The 14,494-nt window shown below is 73.5% G+C and carries 11 protein-coding genes; 5 read left to right on the forward strand and 6 right to left on the reverse strand.

The genetic code is table 11. The features are described 5' to 3' along the window. Window positions 1-25 precede the first annotated feature (25 nt). Window positions 26-2,332: an MMPL family transporter gene (locus ACZLMO_RS09555; RefSeq protein ID WP_463653584.1), complete on the forward strand. Its 2,307-nt coding sequence runs from the start codon at window positions 26-28 to the stop codon at window positions 2,330-2,332. A gap of 1 nt (window position 2,333) precedes the next feature. Next, window positions 2,334-3,608, forward strand: coding sequence for an MFS transporter (locus ACZLMO_RS09560; RefSeq protein ID WP_463653585.1), 1,275 nt, complete (start codon window positions 2,334-2,336; stop codon window positions 3,606-3,608). Between the two features lie 39 nt (window positions 3,609-3,647). Here the strand turns inward: ACZLMO_RS09560 and ACZLMO_RS09565 are convergent, their stop codons facing one another. From ACZLMO_RS09565 to ACZLMO_RS09580, 4 genes are read right to left on the reverse strand one after another with little or no spacing between them, the layout of a single operon-like run. After that, window positions 3,648-4,445 (reverse strand): ABC transporter permease, encoded by a 798-nt coding sequence (locus ACZLMO_RS09565; protein ID WP_463653586.1) that lies wholly within the window; start codon window positions 4,443-4,445, stop codon window positions 3,648-3,650. After that, the gene (locus tag ACZLMO_RS09570; protein ID WP_463653587.1) at window positions 4,442-5,314 is read right to left on the reverse strand and encodes an ABC transporter permease; all 873 of its coding nucleotides are present in this window, start codon (window positions 5,312-5,314) and stop codon (window positions 4,442-4,444) included. The genes ACZLMO_RS09565 and ACZLMO_RS09570 overlap by 4 nt, the downstream gene beginning before the upstream one ends. After that, window positions 5,307-6,230, reverse strand: coding sequence for an ABC transporter ATP-binding protein (locus tag ACZLMO_RS09575; protein WP_463653588.1), 924 nt, complete (start codon window positions 6,228-6,230; stop codon window positions 5,307-5,309). Before ACZLMO_RS09575 ends, ACZLMO_RS09570 begins: the two co-directional genes overlap by 8 nt. A 42-nt stretch (window positions 6,231-6,272) precedes the next feature. Beyond that, complete coding sequence (locus tag ACZLMO_RS09580; protein ID WP_463653589.1) at window positions 6,273-6,893, reverse strand: L-threonylcarbamoyladenylate synthase; 621 nt, start codon at window positions 6,891-6,893, stop codon at window positions 6,273-6,275. 101 nt (window positions 6,894-6,994) lie between these two features. On the opposite strand from ACZLMO_RS09580, the gene ACZLMO_RS09585 reads away from it, so the two are divergent. Beyond that, window positions 6,995-7,699, forward strand: a complete 705-nt coding sequence (locus tag ACZLMO_RS09585) for a hypothetical protein (protein ID WP_463653590.1) — start codon at window positions 6,995-6,997, stop codon at window positions 7,697-7,699. 18 nt (window positions 7,700-7,717) lie between these two features. Here ACZLMO_RS09585 and ACZLMO_RS09590 read toward each other — a convergent pair whose 3' ends face one another. Together ACZLMO_RS09590 and aspS are read right to left on the reverse strand one after the other, a co-directional pair. Then, complete coding sequence (locus tag ACZLMO_RS09590) at window positions 7,718-8,494, reverse strand: GNAT family N-acetyltransferase (RefSeq protein ID WP_463653591.1); 777 nt, start codon at window positions 8,492-8,494, stop codon at window positions 7,718-7,720. Continuing rightward, a complete protein-coding gene (gene aspS / locus ACZLMO_RS09595; RefSeq protein ID WP_463653592.1) occupies window positions 8,491-10,374 on the reverse strand; it encodes an aspartate--tRNA ligase in 1,884 nt (627 codons plus the stop codon). Before aspS ends, ACZLMO_RS09590 begins: the two co-directional genes overlap by 4 nt. 114 nt (window positions 10,375-10,488) lie before the next feature. Here aspS and ACZLMO_RS09600 point away from each other — a divergent pair, with 114 nt between their 5' ends. Continuing rightward, a complete protein-coding gene (locus tag ACZLMO_RS09600) occupies window positions 10,489-12,087 on the forward strand; it encodes an MFS transporter (RefSeq protein ID WP_463653593.1) in 1,599 nt (532 codons plus the stop codon). Window positions 12,088-12,400: 313 nt separating this feature from the next. Continuing rightward, window positions 12,401-14,479 (forward strand): DEAD/DEAH box helicase, encoded by a 2,079-nt coding sequence (locus ACZLMO_RS09605; protein ID WP_463653594.1) that lies wholly within the window; start codon window positions 12,401-12,403, stop codon window positions 14,477-14,479. Window positions 14,480-14,494 lie beyond the last annotated feature (15 nt).

Raw genomic sequence — 14,494 nt, forward strand, 5'->3', positions numbered from 1 at the left:
GACGGCCGGACTGCGCGGTGGGACCATGTCCCACGTGTTCCGCGCACTCGGCCGACTGGTCACCTCGTTCCCCCGCACCGTCGTCACCGTGTGGGCGGTCGTCGTCCTCGTCACCGGCGCGTGGGCGCTGACGGGGCTCGGCGGCCAGGGGCTGTTCGACCGGATGGCCGCGGGCGACGAACCGATCATCGAGGGCTCGGAGTCGACGATCGCGAGCCGGGCCCTCGACGAGTCCTCCACGGCCGCCGACACCGTGACGATGGTGGTCACCGGCATCGACGTGGCCGACCCGGAGGTCCAGGCCGCCGTCGTGGAGACCCTCGGTCCGCTCACCGCCGAGCTCGGCGAGATCGACGGCGTCGTGCAGGCCGTCTCCCCCGCCGCGTTCCCCGGCGGCGTCACCGACGAGCAGGCCGCGCCGTTCGTCTCCGCCGCCGGCGACGGGGTCGCGGTCTCCGCCACGATCGACGCTGCCGCGGACCTCGAGGCGACCCACGCCGAGGTCGTCGAGGCGATGGAGGCGACCGACCTCGCTCCCCTCGGCGCCGACGCCGAGGCCCACCTCACCTCCGGCGAGCACGTCGTCGACGCGATCAACGCCCAGATCCAGACCGACCTCGTCAAGGGCGAGGCCATCGGGCTGCCGATCGCGCTGCTCATCATGGTCCTCGTCTTCGGCGGCTTCCTCGCCGCATCCCTGCCCGTCATCGGCGCGCTCGCCTCGATCGTCACCGGCATGGGCGTCCTGCTCGCGCTCACGTGGACGATGGACATCCAGTCGTTCGTTCTCAACGTCGTCACCGTCCTCGGCCTCGGCCTGTCCATCGACTACGGGCTCCTCGTTGTCTCCCGGTTCCGTGAGGAGGTCGCGCGGATCACGCACGACGATGAACAGCCCGGCGCCGCACCCGCCGATCAGGATCTCGGCGAGACCTCCGACGACGACACCCGCACCGGCGCTCCCCTGACCCGCCGCGACCCGCGACTGCTCGCCGCGGTGAGGACCACCGTCGAGACCGCCGGCCGCACCGTGTTCTTCTCGGCGGTCACCGTGGCGATCTCGGTGGCCGGCCTGCTCCTCATGCGGCCGGACATCCTCACGACGATCTCGGCGGGCGCCGTCGCCGTCGTGCTCCTCGCGGTCGTCGCTGCCGTCACGCTCGTCCCCGCGATCCTCGTGCTCGTCGGCCACGTCCTCGCCCGGGGCTCCGCGCTCGCCCGGGTGCCCGGCCTGCGCGTCCTCGTCCGCGCGTTCGGCGACTCGGGATCCGACGACGGCGCCTTCGCCCGCCTCGCCCGGTTCGTCCACCGCCACCCGTGGGCGATCCTCGTCGGCGTCGTCGCGCTGCTCGCGGCCGCCGTCGTCCCGCTCGGCAGCATGACGCTGCGCGCGTCGACGATCGAGATGGTTCCCGCGGACACGAGCACCGGGCAGGCCGTGCGCACCGTCGCCGAGGACTACCCCGCGCTCGGGTTCGCCGACGTCTACACGATCGCCGACGCCTCCCCCGAGGAGCTCGGCGACTGGAGCGACCAGGTCGGTGCGATCGACGGTGTCGAGGCCGTCGGCACCCCGAGCCCGCTCGAGGACGGTCGCTCGCTCGTCACCACGCAGCTCACCACCGACGACCCCGGGGACGCCAGCGGCGTGGCCGTCACCGAGGAGATCCGTGCCCTCGACCCCGGCTTCGAGACGTTCACCGGTGGTACCGCCGGCGCCCAGATCGACTTCACCGACGCCCTGATCGACGGACTCCCGCTGACGGCGGGCGTCGTCGTCGTGGCCGTGTTCGTCCTGCTCTTCCTCATGACCGGGTCGCTCCTCATCCCGCTCAAGGCGCTGCTCATCAACCTGCTGTCGATCGCGGCGTCGCTCGGGCTGACGAGCTGGCTGTTCACCAGCGGGACTGGGTCGAGCCTCATCGGCCTGGGCGAGCCGCACGCGGGGCTGGAGACCTACGTGGTGGCGATCATCGTCGCGTTCGGGTTCGGCCTGGCGATGGACTACGAGGTCTTCCTCCTCGCGCGGATCAAGGAGTACTGGGACTCGACCGGGGACAACGACCTCGCCGTCGAGCGAGGGCTGCAGCGCTCGGGGCGGATCATCACCTCGGCGGCGGCGATCATCATCGCCGTGTTCCTCGGCTTCGCCCTCGGGGAGATCGACGCGATCCAGCAGGTCGGCCTCGGGCTCGCGCTCACGGTCCTCATCGACGCGACCCTCGTGCGCATGCTGCTCGTGCCCGCCACGATGACGCTGCTGGGCCGCTGGAACTGGTGGGCGCCCGCGCCGCTGCGCCGCCTGTACTCCCGCTTCTCGATCGAGCACTGAGGTGCGGCTCCTCGTCGACCTCACCCCGCTGCGTGAGTCGGTCCCCTACCGGCACCTGTGGATCGGCCAGCTCGCGTCCGCCGTGGGCGCCCAGCTCGCTACCACCGCGATCGCGCTCCAGCTCTACGCGCAGACCGGGTCCTCGATGTCGGTCGGGCTCGTCGGGCTGTTCGCGCTCGTGCCCATCGTCGTTGTCGGCCTGTACGGGGGCGCCGTCGTCGACGTGTTCGACCGCCGGAAGGTCGCGCTCGCCGGCGGGGTGCTGCTCTGGGTCACCGGCGCGCTCAACGTCACGCAGGCGGCGCTCGGCAACACGCACCCGTGGGTGCTCTACGCGCTCGTCGCGCTGCACTCGACCGGCTTCGCGATCGTCTCCCCCGCACGCTCGGCCATCTACCCGCGCCTCCTGCCGCCCGAGCAGCTGCCCGCGGCGAACGCGCTCAACGCGATCGTCATGTCCGGGTCGATGTTCGTCGGACCGCTGCTCGCCGGGTTCATGGTCGAGCACGTCGGGTACACGGCGACCTACCTCGGGGACGCCCTGCTGTACACGGTGGCGATGTGGGGGATGTGGACGCTGCCGCCCGTGCCGCCGCAGGGGTCGGTCGCCGGGGTCCGCGCCCGGATGCCGGGGCTGCGGTCCGTCGCCGACGGCGTGCGGTTCCTCGCCACGGCCCCCAACATCCGGATGACGTTCCTCACCGACTTCTGCGCCATGGTGCTCGCCAACCCGCGGGCGCTGCTGCCGGCCGTCGCGATCGTCTGGCTCGGCGGCACCGAGGGGACCACCGGTGTGCTCTCGGCCGCGATCGCCGCGGGGGCGCTGCTCGCCCTCACGTTCTCCGGGCCCGTGGGTCGGGTGCGCCGCCAGGGCGTGGGGACGGTGGCGGCGGTCGGCTCGTACGGCGTGGCGGTCGCGCTCGCCGGGGTCGCCGTGCTGGGCGGCGGGCAGCTCGGCACCACGTGGGCCCTCGTGCTCGTGTGCGCGGCGCTCGCGCTGTCCGGATCGGCGGACTCGATGGCGATGGTCTTCCGCACGACGATCCTCCAGGTGGCCACCCCCGACCACCTGCGCGGGCGGCTCCAGGGGATCTTCGTCGTCGTGGTGGCCGGCGGGCCGAGGCTCGGCGAGTTCCTCCTCGGCTCGGTGGCCACCGTGACCGGCGAGGGCTGGGCGCTCGTCGGCGCGGGCGTCGCGTGCGTCGTGGCGCTCACCGCGCTCGTGTCGGTCCAGCGGCGCTTCCTCGACTACGACGCCGAGGACCCGCGGCCCTGACGACGGTGCCTGCCGCGTCGAGCAGGACCTGCGGGATCGTCAGCGCAGGAACAGCTTGCGCAGCCGCACGGTGGTCAGCCACAGCCCCGCGGCCACCATCGCCACGTAGTACCCGAGGTGCCCGAGCGTGGCCAGGTCGACGTGGCCGACGCTCAGGTGCCGCATGAGCTCGACCCCGTGCCAGAGCGGGAGCGCCTGGACGAACCACTGCACGGCCTCCGGGTAGACGTCGATCGGGTAGAGCGTGGCCGAGAGCAGGAACATCGGCAGCATGACGAACCCGATGACGTCCATCTGCTGGAAGCTCGTCATGAAGCTCGTGATCCCCATGCCGACGGCGGCGAAACCGAAGGCCACGAGCACGGCCGCCGGGACCATGAGCAGGGCCCACCAGCTGGTGACCAGCCCCATCATCGCCATGACGCCGAGGAAGCCGCTCGCGTAGAGGAACCCGCGGAACAGGGCCATGAGGATCTCGCCGAGCGCCACGTCGAGCGGGCCGAGGCTCGTCTGCAGCATCGCCTGGTAGAGCTTGGCGAACCGGAGCTTGAAGAACACGTTGAAGGTCGAGTCGTAGATCGCGCCGTTCATCGCCGAGGTCGCGAGCAGCGCCGGCCCGATGTAGGCGGCGTACTCGACGGTCCGCCCGCCGGGGCCGCTCACCTCCCCGACGAGCCCGCCCATGCCGATGCCCATGGCCAGCAGGTAGAGCACGGGCTCGAAGAACCCGGAGACGACGATGATCCAGTTCTGCGCGAGGACGACCTTGAAGCGGCGCTCGAGGACCGCGCCCACGTTGCCGGCCCACAGGGACCGCACCACCGACCGCGCGCTCACGCGCTCAGCCGCCTCGTGTAGGACCGTCGTGACCAGAGCAGGCCGGCCACGGTGCACGCGAGGAGGAACACCACGTGCACGACGACGAGCCACGGCGCGACGTCCGCCCCGTAGGAGGCCACGCGAGCGAGCTGGCTGCCGTGCCACACCGGGGAGATCCAACCGATCCACTGGAGGTAGACGGGCATGACGGTGAGCGGGAAGAACGTCCCCGCGAAGAGGAACATCGGCATGACGACGAACCGCTGGATCGCGGAGAACTGGAAGCCCTCGTCCTCGAGCGTCGAGGCGTAGGCCTGGACGGGGGCGCCGAACGCGGCCGCGGCGAGCACGCCGATCGGGACGGTGAGCACCGAGGCGGGGGACGTCGTCGCGCCGAAGGCGAGCATGATGAGCCAGAAGACGACGCACTGGGCGGCGAAGCGCAGCATGACCCCGAGGAAGTGGCCGTGCGCGATCTGGCCGGGGCTCAGCGCGGTGGCGGCGGGCGCGTAGTAGAGCCGCTGCCACTTGAACCCGCCCATCACCGGGTAGGTCATCTCGCCGGTGACCGACATGACGACCGTGGAGACGAGGATCGCGGGCGCGACGAAGGTGAGGTAGTCGACGCCGTCGACGGTGCCGGCCCCCTGGCTGACGAGCGTGCCGAGCCCGATGCCCATGGCGACCATGTAGAGCAGCGGCTGCCCCACGGCGTACATCAGAGCGGAGATCGCGTAGTAGCGGAAGCCGCGGAACCAGGCCTCGACCTCGTACCACCAGCCCCACCGGCGGGCCCTCGCCGCCATCGCGAGGTGCCGCTCGGTCGCGCCCGCGGAGGTGAGGGTGGCGGAGGTGGCGAAGGTGGGGCTGCCGTCCCGCTCAGTCAACGAGGCTCCTGCCGGTGAGCCGGAGGAAGACGTCCTCCAGCGACGAGCGGCGCACGAGCGAGGTGAGCGGGGTGAGGCCGCGGCGGGCGACCTCCTCGAGGAGGGCCTCGCCGTCGTCGGCGTAGAGCAGCACGCGGTCCGGGAGGACCTCGGTGCGGTCGGCGACGTCGGCGAGGGTGTCGACCACGGCGGCGTTGCGGTCGGCGCCGAACCGCAGCTCGACGACCTCGCGGGTGGAGTAGCGCCGGATGAGGTCGCGCGGCGAGCCCTCGGCCATGATCCGCCCGTGGTCGACGACGACGAGCCGGTCGCACAGCTGCTCGGCCTCGTCCATGAAGTGGGTCGTCACCACGAGGGTCGTCCCGCCCTCCTTGAGGCGGAAGAGGCGGTCCCACAGGATGTGCCGCGCCTGCGGGTCGAGGCCGGTGGTGGGCTCGTCGAGCAGGAGGACCCGCGGGTCGTTGACGAGGCCCCGCGCGATGGTCAGGCGCCGCTTCATGCCTCCGGACAGGGACTGGACCTTCGCGGTCGCCTTGTCGGTGAGCTGGGCGAACTCGAGCAGCTCGTCTGCCCTGACCGTCAGCTCGCGCCGGGACATGCCGAAGTAGCGGCCGTACATGACGAGGTTCTCCTTGACGCGGAGCTCCTCGTCGAGGTTGTCCTGCTGCGGGATCACGCCGAGGTGCGCGCGGACCTCGGGGCCCTGGGCCGCGGGGTCCATGCCGAGCACGCTCAGCTCGCCGCCCGTGCGATCGAGGGTGCCGCCGATCATGCGCATCGTCGTCGACTTGCCGGCGCCGTTGGGTCCGAGGAGTCCGAAGCTCTCCCCCGGCGCCACCTCGAGGTCGATGTCGTCGACGGCGACGAAGTCCCCGTAAGTCTTGCGCAGCCTCGAGGCGTGGATGGCGGGTGGCACGCGGAGGATCGTAGGCCAGGCCGGCGCCGCCTGCCTCGGTGATTACTCGAACCGACTGACGTCGCCCGCGCCGACCCGCGCGACCCGGACGTCCCCCTCGCTGAGGTCGAGGACGGTGGTCGGCTCGGTCGAGGTGACGTCGGAGTCGACGATCGCGTCGAGCGCGTGGCCGATCTCCTCGGCGACGACCCACCCCTCGGACATCGGCTCCTCGGCCTCCGGCAGGATGAGGGTGGAGGACAGGATCGGCTCACCCAGCTCGCGGACCAGGGCGAGCGCGACCGGGTGCTCGGGGATGCGCACGCCGACCGTCAGCTTCTTCGGGTGCACCATCATCCGCGGCACCTCCTTGGTGGCCGAGAGGATGAACGTGTAGGGCCCGGGCGTCAGCGACTTGATGAGGCGGAAGTCGGAGTTGTCGACGATGACGACCGACCCGAGCTGCGCGAAGTCGTGGCAGACAAGAGTGAAGTGATGCTTCTTGTCGAGGCGCCGGATCTGGGTGATCCGCTCGATCGCCTCCTTGTTGCCGGGCGTCGCGCCGAGCGCGTACCCGGAGTCCGTGGGGTAGGCGACCAGGCCGCCCTGCCGCAGGACGTCGACGACCTGCGCGATCTTGCGGGGCTCCGGGTCCTTCGGATGGATGTCGAGGTGGCGCACCATCACCACATCCTGCCACCGGAGCTCCAGCTGCGTCGCGCACCGTCGACCGACCACGGGTCGGCACCGCCGGCTCGGAATGTGGGACTCCCTACACTTCGGCCGTGGGCATCCTCGACTTCGTCGCCGACTACTGGTGGCTGGTGTTCCCGCTGGGCGGGGTCGTCGGCGGCGCGGTCGGGGGCATCGCCAGCGGTGTCAGCACGTGGGACAAGCGCAGGCGCAGGCACAAGATCGAGCTCGCGCGGATAAAGTACGGCGCGAGAGAGGCCGAGGCCGAGCGGGACGACGTCTCCCGGCGCACGATCGAACGCACGCGCGCGCGGCACGACGCGGTGGACCGGCGCTGGCTCGACTACGAGCTCGACATCGCCAAGCTCATCGACCACCCGCTGATGACCGACATGCGCGAACCGCTGACCGTCGACTTCCACCGGGCCAGGCGCGACGCCGATGCGCTGCGACCCGACGAGGACGGCGGTCCGACCGACCCGGAGCTGCACGAGGAGTACCGGCAGGCGGTGCGCCGGTACGAGACCGCGTTCGACGTCGCCGAGCAGGAGGCACGGCGCCGGCAGACCTCGGACTTCTCCGTGACCGAGCAGCAGGCGCTGGTCCGCGCCAAGAAGTTCCTCGCGCTGGCCGAGGACGGGTCGGCCACGTACGCCGAGCGGCAGACGGCCTACCGGCGCGCTACCCGGGAGCTCAGCGGGCTCGTCGTGCTGCCGACGGCGGCCACCGATGCCGTCGAGCACCGCATCGCCGGCGCGATCGACGCACCGGCCGACGGCGCCCGTCGCGACACGTGACGACGTGCGCCGTCGCACTCAGCCGGCCGGGCGCGCGTGGATGTTCTCCACGCGCTGGACGTGCGCGAAGCCGAGCGACTCGTACAGGCGCCGCGGCCCCTCGACGTCGGCCCACGTGCCGAGCTGAACCACCTGCGCCCCGGCGGCGAGCTCCCGTCGCGTGATGGCGCACGTCAGGGCCGAGCCGACGCCGCGTCCCCGGTCGGCCGGACGGGTGCCGAGCCCGGAGAGGACGGCGACCTCTCCCCCGCCCTGCACGGGTGCGCGGCTCGAGGCCATGACGGCGAGCCACCGGTCCCCGTCGCGGTACCCGGTCCAGTCGTGGTCCTCGACGTGCTGCAGCGCCCACGTGTCCGGGTAGGCCTCGGCGAGGACGTCGCGGACGACGGCCCCCGCGTCGTCCGACGGGAGGAGCTCGGCGTGCTCCTCCCCGGGCCTCCGGGCCGGCGCCTCGTCGATGGCGAGGAGGTCCCACGCCCGGCCCGTCGTCATGGCGAGCCACGGGGCGGCGGCCGCCGTGGCGCCCGGGTCGGTCGCCGCCCGACGCCGCAGCGCGGCCAGGGTCCCGTCCGGCGCCTGGGCGGAGACGAGGTCGGCGACGGGGTGGGCGAGCAGGAGGTCGACGATCTCCTCGACGTCGCCCGCCGCGAGCACGCGCCGTCCGGTCCCGTTCGGGTCCGGCCCGACGCCGACGCCGGCCGCCGCGCTCTCCGCGACGGTCCGGGCGCCGATCCGCGCCGCCTGGGCGCGGTAGAACAGGTCGCCGTCGAGGAACCCTCCGGTCGCGGTCGTCACGCCCCGGGGGCCGCGGGCGCGGTCGCCGAGCCGGCCGAGCCGGTTGCCGCGCCCGTCGGCGCGCCGGCGTCGCCGGACCCGTCCGCGGCGGCAGCGCCCTCCGCCTCGTCGTCCTCGGGCTCGGCGTCGACGCCGGCCTCGGCGCGCTGGTCGTCGGTGATGGGCGCGGGCGCGCCGGTCAGCGGGTCGTACCCGCCGCCCGTCTTGGGGAAGGCGATGACCTCGCGGATCGAGTCCACGCCGTGCAGGAGCGCGACGATCCGGTCCCAGCCGAACGCGATGCCGCCGTGCGGTGGCGCCCCGAACTGGAAGGCGTCGAGCAGGAAGCCGAACTTTTCCTGCGCCTCCTCCTCGCCGATGCCCATGACGTCGAACACGCGGCTCTGGACATCGCGGCGGTGGATACGGATCGAGCCGCCGCCGATCTCGTTGCCGTTGCACACGATGTCGTACGCGTAGGCCAGCGCCTCGCCCGGGTCCTCCTCGAAGCGGTCGATCCACTCGGGCGTCGGCGAGGTGAAGGCGTGGTGGACGGCTGTCCACTTGCCCCCGCCCACGGCGACGTCGCCCTCGTCGACGGCCTCGGCGACCGGCTTGAACAGCGGCGCGTCGACGACCCAGACGAACGCCCAGGCGTCCTCGTCGATGAGGCCGACCCGGCGCGCGATCTCGCCGCGCGCCGCGCCGAGCAGGGCGCGCGACGGGGTGGCCTCGCCCGCGGCGAAGAACACGCAGTCGCCGGGCTCGGCGCCGACGGCCGCGGCGAGGCCGGCCCGCTCGTCGTCGGAGATGTTCTTGGCGACCGGCCCGCCCAGGGTGCCGTCCTCCGCGATCGTCACGTAGGCGAGGCCGGGGGCGCCGCGCTGCTTGGCCCAGTCCTGCCACGCGTCGAAGGTGCGGCGCGGCTGGCTCGCACCGCCGGGCATGACGACGGCGCCGACGTAGGGCGACTGGAACACGCGGAAGGGCGTGTCCGCGAAGAAGTCGGTGAGCTCGGTGATCTCGACCCCGAAGCGGAGGTCCGGCTTGTCCGAGCCGAACCGGCGCATGGCCTCGGCGTAGGTCATCCGGGCGATCGGGCGCGGGATCTGGACGTCGATGAGCGCCCACAGCTCGGCGAGGATCTCCTCGGCCACGGCGATGACGTCGTCCTGGTCGACGAAGCTCATCTCGACGTCGAGCTGGGTGAACTCGGGCTGCCGGTCGGCGCGGAAGTCCTCGTCGCGGTAGCAGCGGGCGATCTGGTAGTAGCGCTCCATGCCGCCGACCATGAGCAGCTGCTTGAACAGCTGGGGCGACTGCGGCAAGGCGTACCACGAGCCCGGGGCGAGGCGCGCGGGGACGATGAAGTCGCGGGCGCCCTCCGGGGTGGACCGGGTGAGCGTGGGGGTCTCGATCTCGACGAAGTCCTGGGCGTCGAGCACGCGGCGCGCGGCCTGGTTGACCTTGGCGCGCAGGCGCATGCCGGCGGCCGGGCCGGAGCGGCGCAGGTCGAGGTACCGGTGGCGCAGGCGCGCCTCCTCGCCGACCGCACCCGAGTCGCCGGCGTGGTCGGAGACCTGGAACGGCAGCGGGGCGGAGGTGTTGAGGACCGTGAGGTCGGTGGCGATGACCTCGATCTCGCCGGTCGCGAGGTCGAGGTTCGCGTTGCCCTCGGGACGGATCGAGATCTCGCCGGTGACCTGGACGACGAACTCGCTGCGCAGCTCGTGGGCCACGTCCTCGTCGCGGACGACGACCTGGGCGATGCCCGACGAGTCCCGCAGGTCGAGGAACGCGACGCCGCCGTGGTCGCGCCGGCGGTCGACCCAGCCGGCGAGCGTGACTTCGGTGCCGGCGTCGGCGGCGGTGAGCGATCCTGCGGGGCGCGTGCGGAGCACGGGTGGTCCTTCCGTCGGGGTGCACCCCGCGAGACGGGCGGGGGCGTCCTTCCGATGGTACGACTCACGCGCGGCCCGCTTGTCCCCCGCCTGCGGGCGGGCGACGATGCGCGTGTGGCAGCAGCGGCGGGCGAGGACCTCGCGGAACGGACGGACGCGCGGACGATCCGGCTCCTCCTCGTCGTCTCCATCGCGCTCATCACGTTCGTCGCGTTCGAGGCCCTCGCGGTGGCCACCGCGATGCCGTCGGTCTCCCGCGACCTCGACGGCGGGCAGCTCTACGCGCTCGCGTACGGCATCACGCTCGCCACGCAGGTCGCCACGACCACCGCGGCCGGGCGCTGGTGCGACGCCGGCGGGACCCGCACCGCGCTCGTGACCGGCATCGTCACGTTCATCGCCGGCCTCACCCTCGCGGGCCTCGCACCCGACATGTGGCTGCTCGTCCTCGGCCGCGCCGTCCAGGGGATCGGCGGGGCGCTCGTCATCGTGCCGCTCTACGTGCTCGTCGGCACCGTGGTCCCCGCGCGGCGCCGGCCCGGGTTCTTCGCCGCATTCTCCGCGGCCTGGGTCGTGCCGTCGCTGGTGGGACCCCTGCTGGCCGGCTTCCTCGCGGACCAGCTGTCCTGGCGGTGGGTGTTCCTCGGGATCGCGGGGGTCGCCCTACCGTCCCTCGTCCTCGTGATCGCCGTCCTCGCCCGGCTCGCGCGGGACGAGGCGGCGGCGAGGGAGGACGACACGCGTCCCCGGGGCGCCCGGGCGGACGTCTCGACGACGCCACGACCCAACGCCCCCACGTCGGACGCGCCGCTGTCTGACGGCACCACCCCGGCGGACGCACCGCTCCCTGGCCCTGCCCCCTCCGCGCCCGCGCCGCCGCAGTCCGGCGCAGCGCCGGCCGACGACGGCGGTCGCGCGTCGAGCGGCGTGCTCGCGATCGCCGTGGGGGTCGGCGCCGGCGTGGGAGCCGCGCTCCTCCAGTCCGCGGGCTCGGCGCCCGGCGAGGGCGTCGGGCTCACCGTGACGGACTGGGTGCTCCTCGCGCTCGGCGTCGTCGTGCTGGTCGTCAGCCTTCCGCGGGTGCTGCCGGCGGGTGCGCTGAGCCTGCGGCCGCGGGTCCCCGCGCTCATCTCGGGGCGCGCGCTGCTCAACGGCGCGTACGTCGCGACCCAGGTCTACCTCGTCCTCCTCCTGCAGGAGCAGCACGGGTGGGGCGCGATGTCGGCCGGGAGCGTGCTGACCGTCGGGTCGCTCTCGTGGGGCGCCGCCTCGGTCGTGGCCGCGCGCGTGCGGACCGAGGCGACGAGGGCGCGGCTGCCGTGGATCGGCGCCTCGATGCTGGCCGTCGGGATCGCGCTCGCGCTGCCGACGTCGTGGCCGGCCGTGCCCGCCTGGCTGACGATCGTCGCGTGGGTGGTCGCCGGCGGCGGGATCGGGCTCGCGATGTCCTCCTCGTCCGTCCTCGCGCTCGGATGGGCACCGCGGTCGCGCCAGGGCGAGGTGAGCGCCCACCTCCAGATCGCCGACGCCCTCGGTCCAGCGGTCCTCGTGGCCCTCACGGGCGTGGCGGTCGCGGTCGCCCCGCCCGGCGCGTCCGGAGAGCTCCCCTACGTCGCCGCGCTCGGGATCGGACTCGTGCTCGCGGTGGGGTCGGCGTCCGCCTACTTCCGGTCCCAGGGCGATCGCGCGACCCTCGGGACCGAACGGGACTGACGGGGCCGAGCGGCGCCGATCCGGTCCGCCGGTGCGGTCCGCCGGTGCGGTCCGCCGGTCCGGCTGCGATCGAACCGATCCGCCCGTCCGTGCGCGGCCGATCCGGCGCGACCGTGCACCGCCTGTGCCGGTTCTCACCGGCACCGCGCCGGACGCGCCGGGCCCCGCGGCGGTAGCCTGACGAGTCGAGCGCGCCATCCATGGCCGTGCACGCCCCCTCGCAGTCCGACGCACAAGGCGCGGACCTTTCCCGGGCACTGTGCGGCATGCGCCCCGTCCTGGGCGCCCCGCTCGCCGCACCCCGAGGAGAACCATGTCCGATCACGTCGACAACCCCACGAACGCCCCCGACGACGACGCCGCGTCGCAGCCGGCCCCCGCCGAGCGGGACGAGCCCACCGGTGCGTCCGCCGACGCCCCGGCCGAGCAGGCGGAGACGTCTGCGGACGAGCAGGCCGAGTCCTCGACGGCCGAGCAGGCCGCGTCCCCGACGGCCGGCGAGAAGCGCCCCGCCGAGCGGGACGAGAAGCCCGCGACCTTCGCGACGCTGGGCCTGCCGACGGACCTGCTCCGCGCCGTCGAGGACCTCGGCTTCGTCGCCCCCACCGACGTCCAGGCCCGCACGATCCCCGTCCTCATGGGCGGGCGGGACGTCGTCGGCGTCGCCCAGACCGGCACCGGCAAGACCGCCGCGTTCGGCCTGCCGCTGCTCGCCGCCGTCGACCCGTCGCTGCGCAAGGTTCAGGCGATCGTCCTGGCCCCCACCCGCGAGCTGGCCGTACAGGTCGCGGACGCGATCGCCGACTTCGCGCACCGCATGCCCGGGCTCCAGGTGCTGCCGATCTACGGCGGCTCCTCCTACACGCCGCAGCTGCGCGGGCTCAAGGACGGCGCGCAGGTCGTCGTCGGGACCCCCGGTCGCGTCATCGACCACATCGAGCGCGGTTCGCTCGACCTCACGCACGTCACGTTCCTCGTGCTCGACGAGGCCGACGAGATGCTGCGCATGGGCTTTGCCGAGGAGGTCGAGTCGATCGCGTCGCACGTCCCGACCGACCGGCGCACCGCCCTGTTCTCGGCCACCATGCCGTCCCAGATCCGCCGCGTGGCCGCCACGCACATGACCGACCCGGCGCACGTGTCGGTCACCCCGCCGGCGAGCACGGTGGCGAACATCGAGCAGACCTACGCCGTCGTCCCGTTCCGGCACAAGACCGGGGCGCTCGCCCGGATCCTCGCGGTGTCCGACGCCGACGCGGCCATCGTGTTCGTCCGCACCAAGGCCCAGGTCGAGGAGGTCGCGGTCGAGCTCCAGGGCCGCGGCGTCCAGGCGGCCGCCCTGTCCGGCGACGTCCCGCAGAAGGAGCGCGAGCGCATCGTCGAGCGGCTCCGGGAGGGCACGCTCGACGTCCTCGTCGCCACCGACGTCGCCGCCCGCGGGCTCGACGTCGAGCGGGTGGGCCTCGTCGTCAACTACGACGTCCCGCGCGAGACCGACTCCTACGTCCACCGCATCGGCCGCACCGGCCGCGCGGGCCGCACGGGCCGGGCGCTGACGTTCCTCACGCCCCGCGAGCGGGGCCGGCTCGGCCAGATCGAGCGCGCGACGAACGCGACGCTCACCGAGGCCGTCATCCCGACGCCGGCCGACGTCTCCCGGCACAAGGCGCAGAAGATCCTGCTCCAGGCGTCCGAGCGACACGACGCCGGTCGCCTCGAGATGTACCGCGAGCTCCTCACCGAGGCCATGGGCGTCTCCGCCCCCGCCGACCCGGCCGAGGTCGCGGCCACGCTGCTCGCCCTCGCCGTCGGCGACTCAGGCCCCCGGCCGCGGTCCGAGCAGGAGCCCGACCAGCTGGCCCTGCCCGCCCGCAAGGAGCGCGACCGCTCCTGGAAGGACGACCGTCCCGGCTCGTCCGGGCGTGACGACCGCCGCGGCCGCACCCGCCGCGAGGAGCAGGTCGACGAGCAGGGGGAGTTCCTCAGTGCCCGCTTCGAGGACGGGCGCGAGCCCAAGGGCCGCGTCGCCCGCCGCCCCCGAGGTGGCGGTGACGGGACGACCTACCGGGTCGATGTCGGCCACCGCGACGGGGTCCGCCCGGCCGCGATCGTCGGCGCGCTGACCGGCGAGTCCTCGCTGCGCGGTGGGGACATCGGCAAGATCGACATCTTCCCCAGCTTCAGCCTCGTCGAGGTGAGCGCCGACCTCGACTCCCGTTCGCGCGAGAAGCTCGCGCGCGCCGTCATCGGTGGTCGTCGGCTCAACCTCCGCGAGGACTCCGGTCCCAAGGGCGGTCACAAGCCCGCGGGTCGCGGTGGGGACCGCCCCCGTGGCGGCCGGGACGACCGTCGCTCGAGCTCGCCGTCGCGTCCCAGCCGGCCGCGCTACTGAGCCGCACTCTCGACC

It is taken from the genome of Georgenia sp. G2120, assembly GCF_055326485.1.

Coding starts and splice junctions, on each gene's coding strand:
- ACZLMO_RS09580 (WP_463653589.1), bottom strand. CDS start 6,893: ATGGTGCGCCACCTCGACATCCATCCGAAGGACCCGGAGCCCCGCAAG.
- ACZLMO_RS09555 (WP_463653584.1), top strand. CDS start 26: ATGTCCCACGTGTTCCGCGCACTCGGCCGACTGGTCACCTCGTTCCCC.
- ACZLMO_RS09605 (WP_463653594.1), top strand. CDS start 12,401: ATGTCCGATCACGTCGACAACCCCACGAACGCCCCCGACGACGACGCC.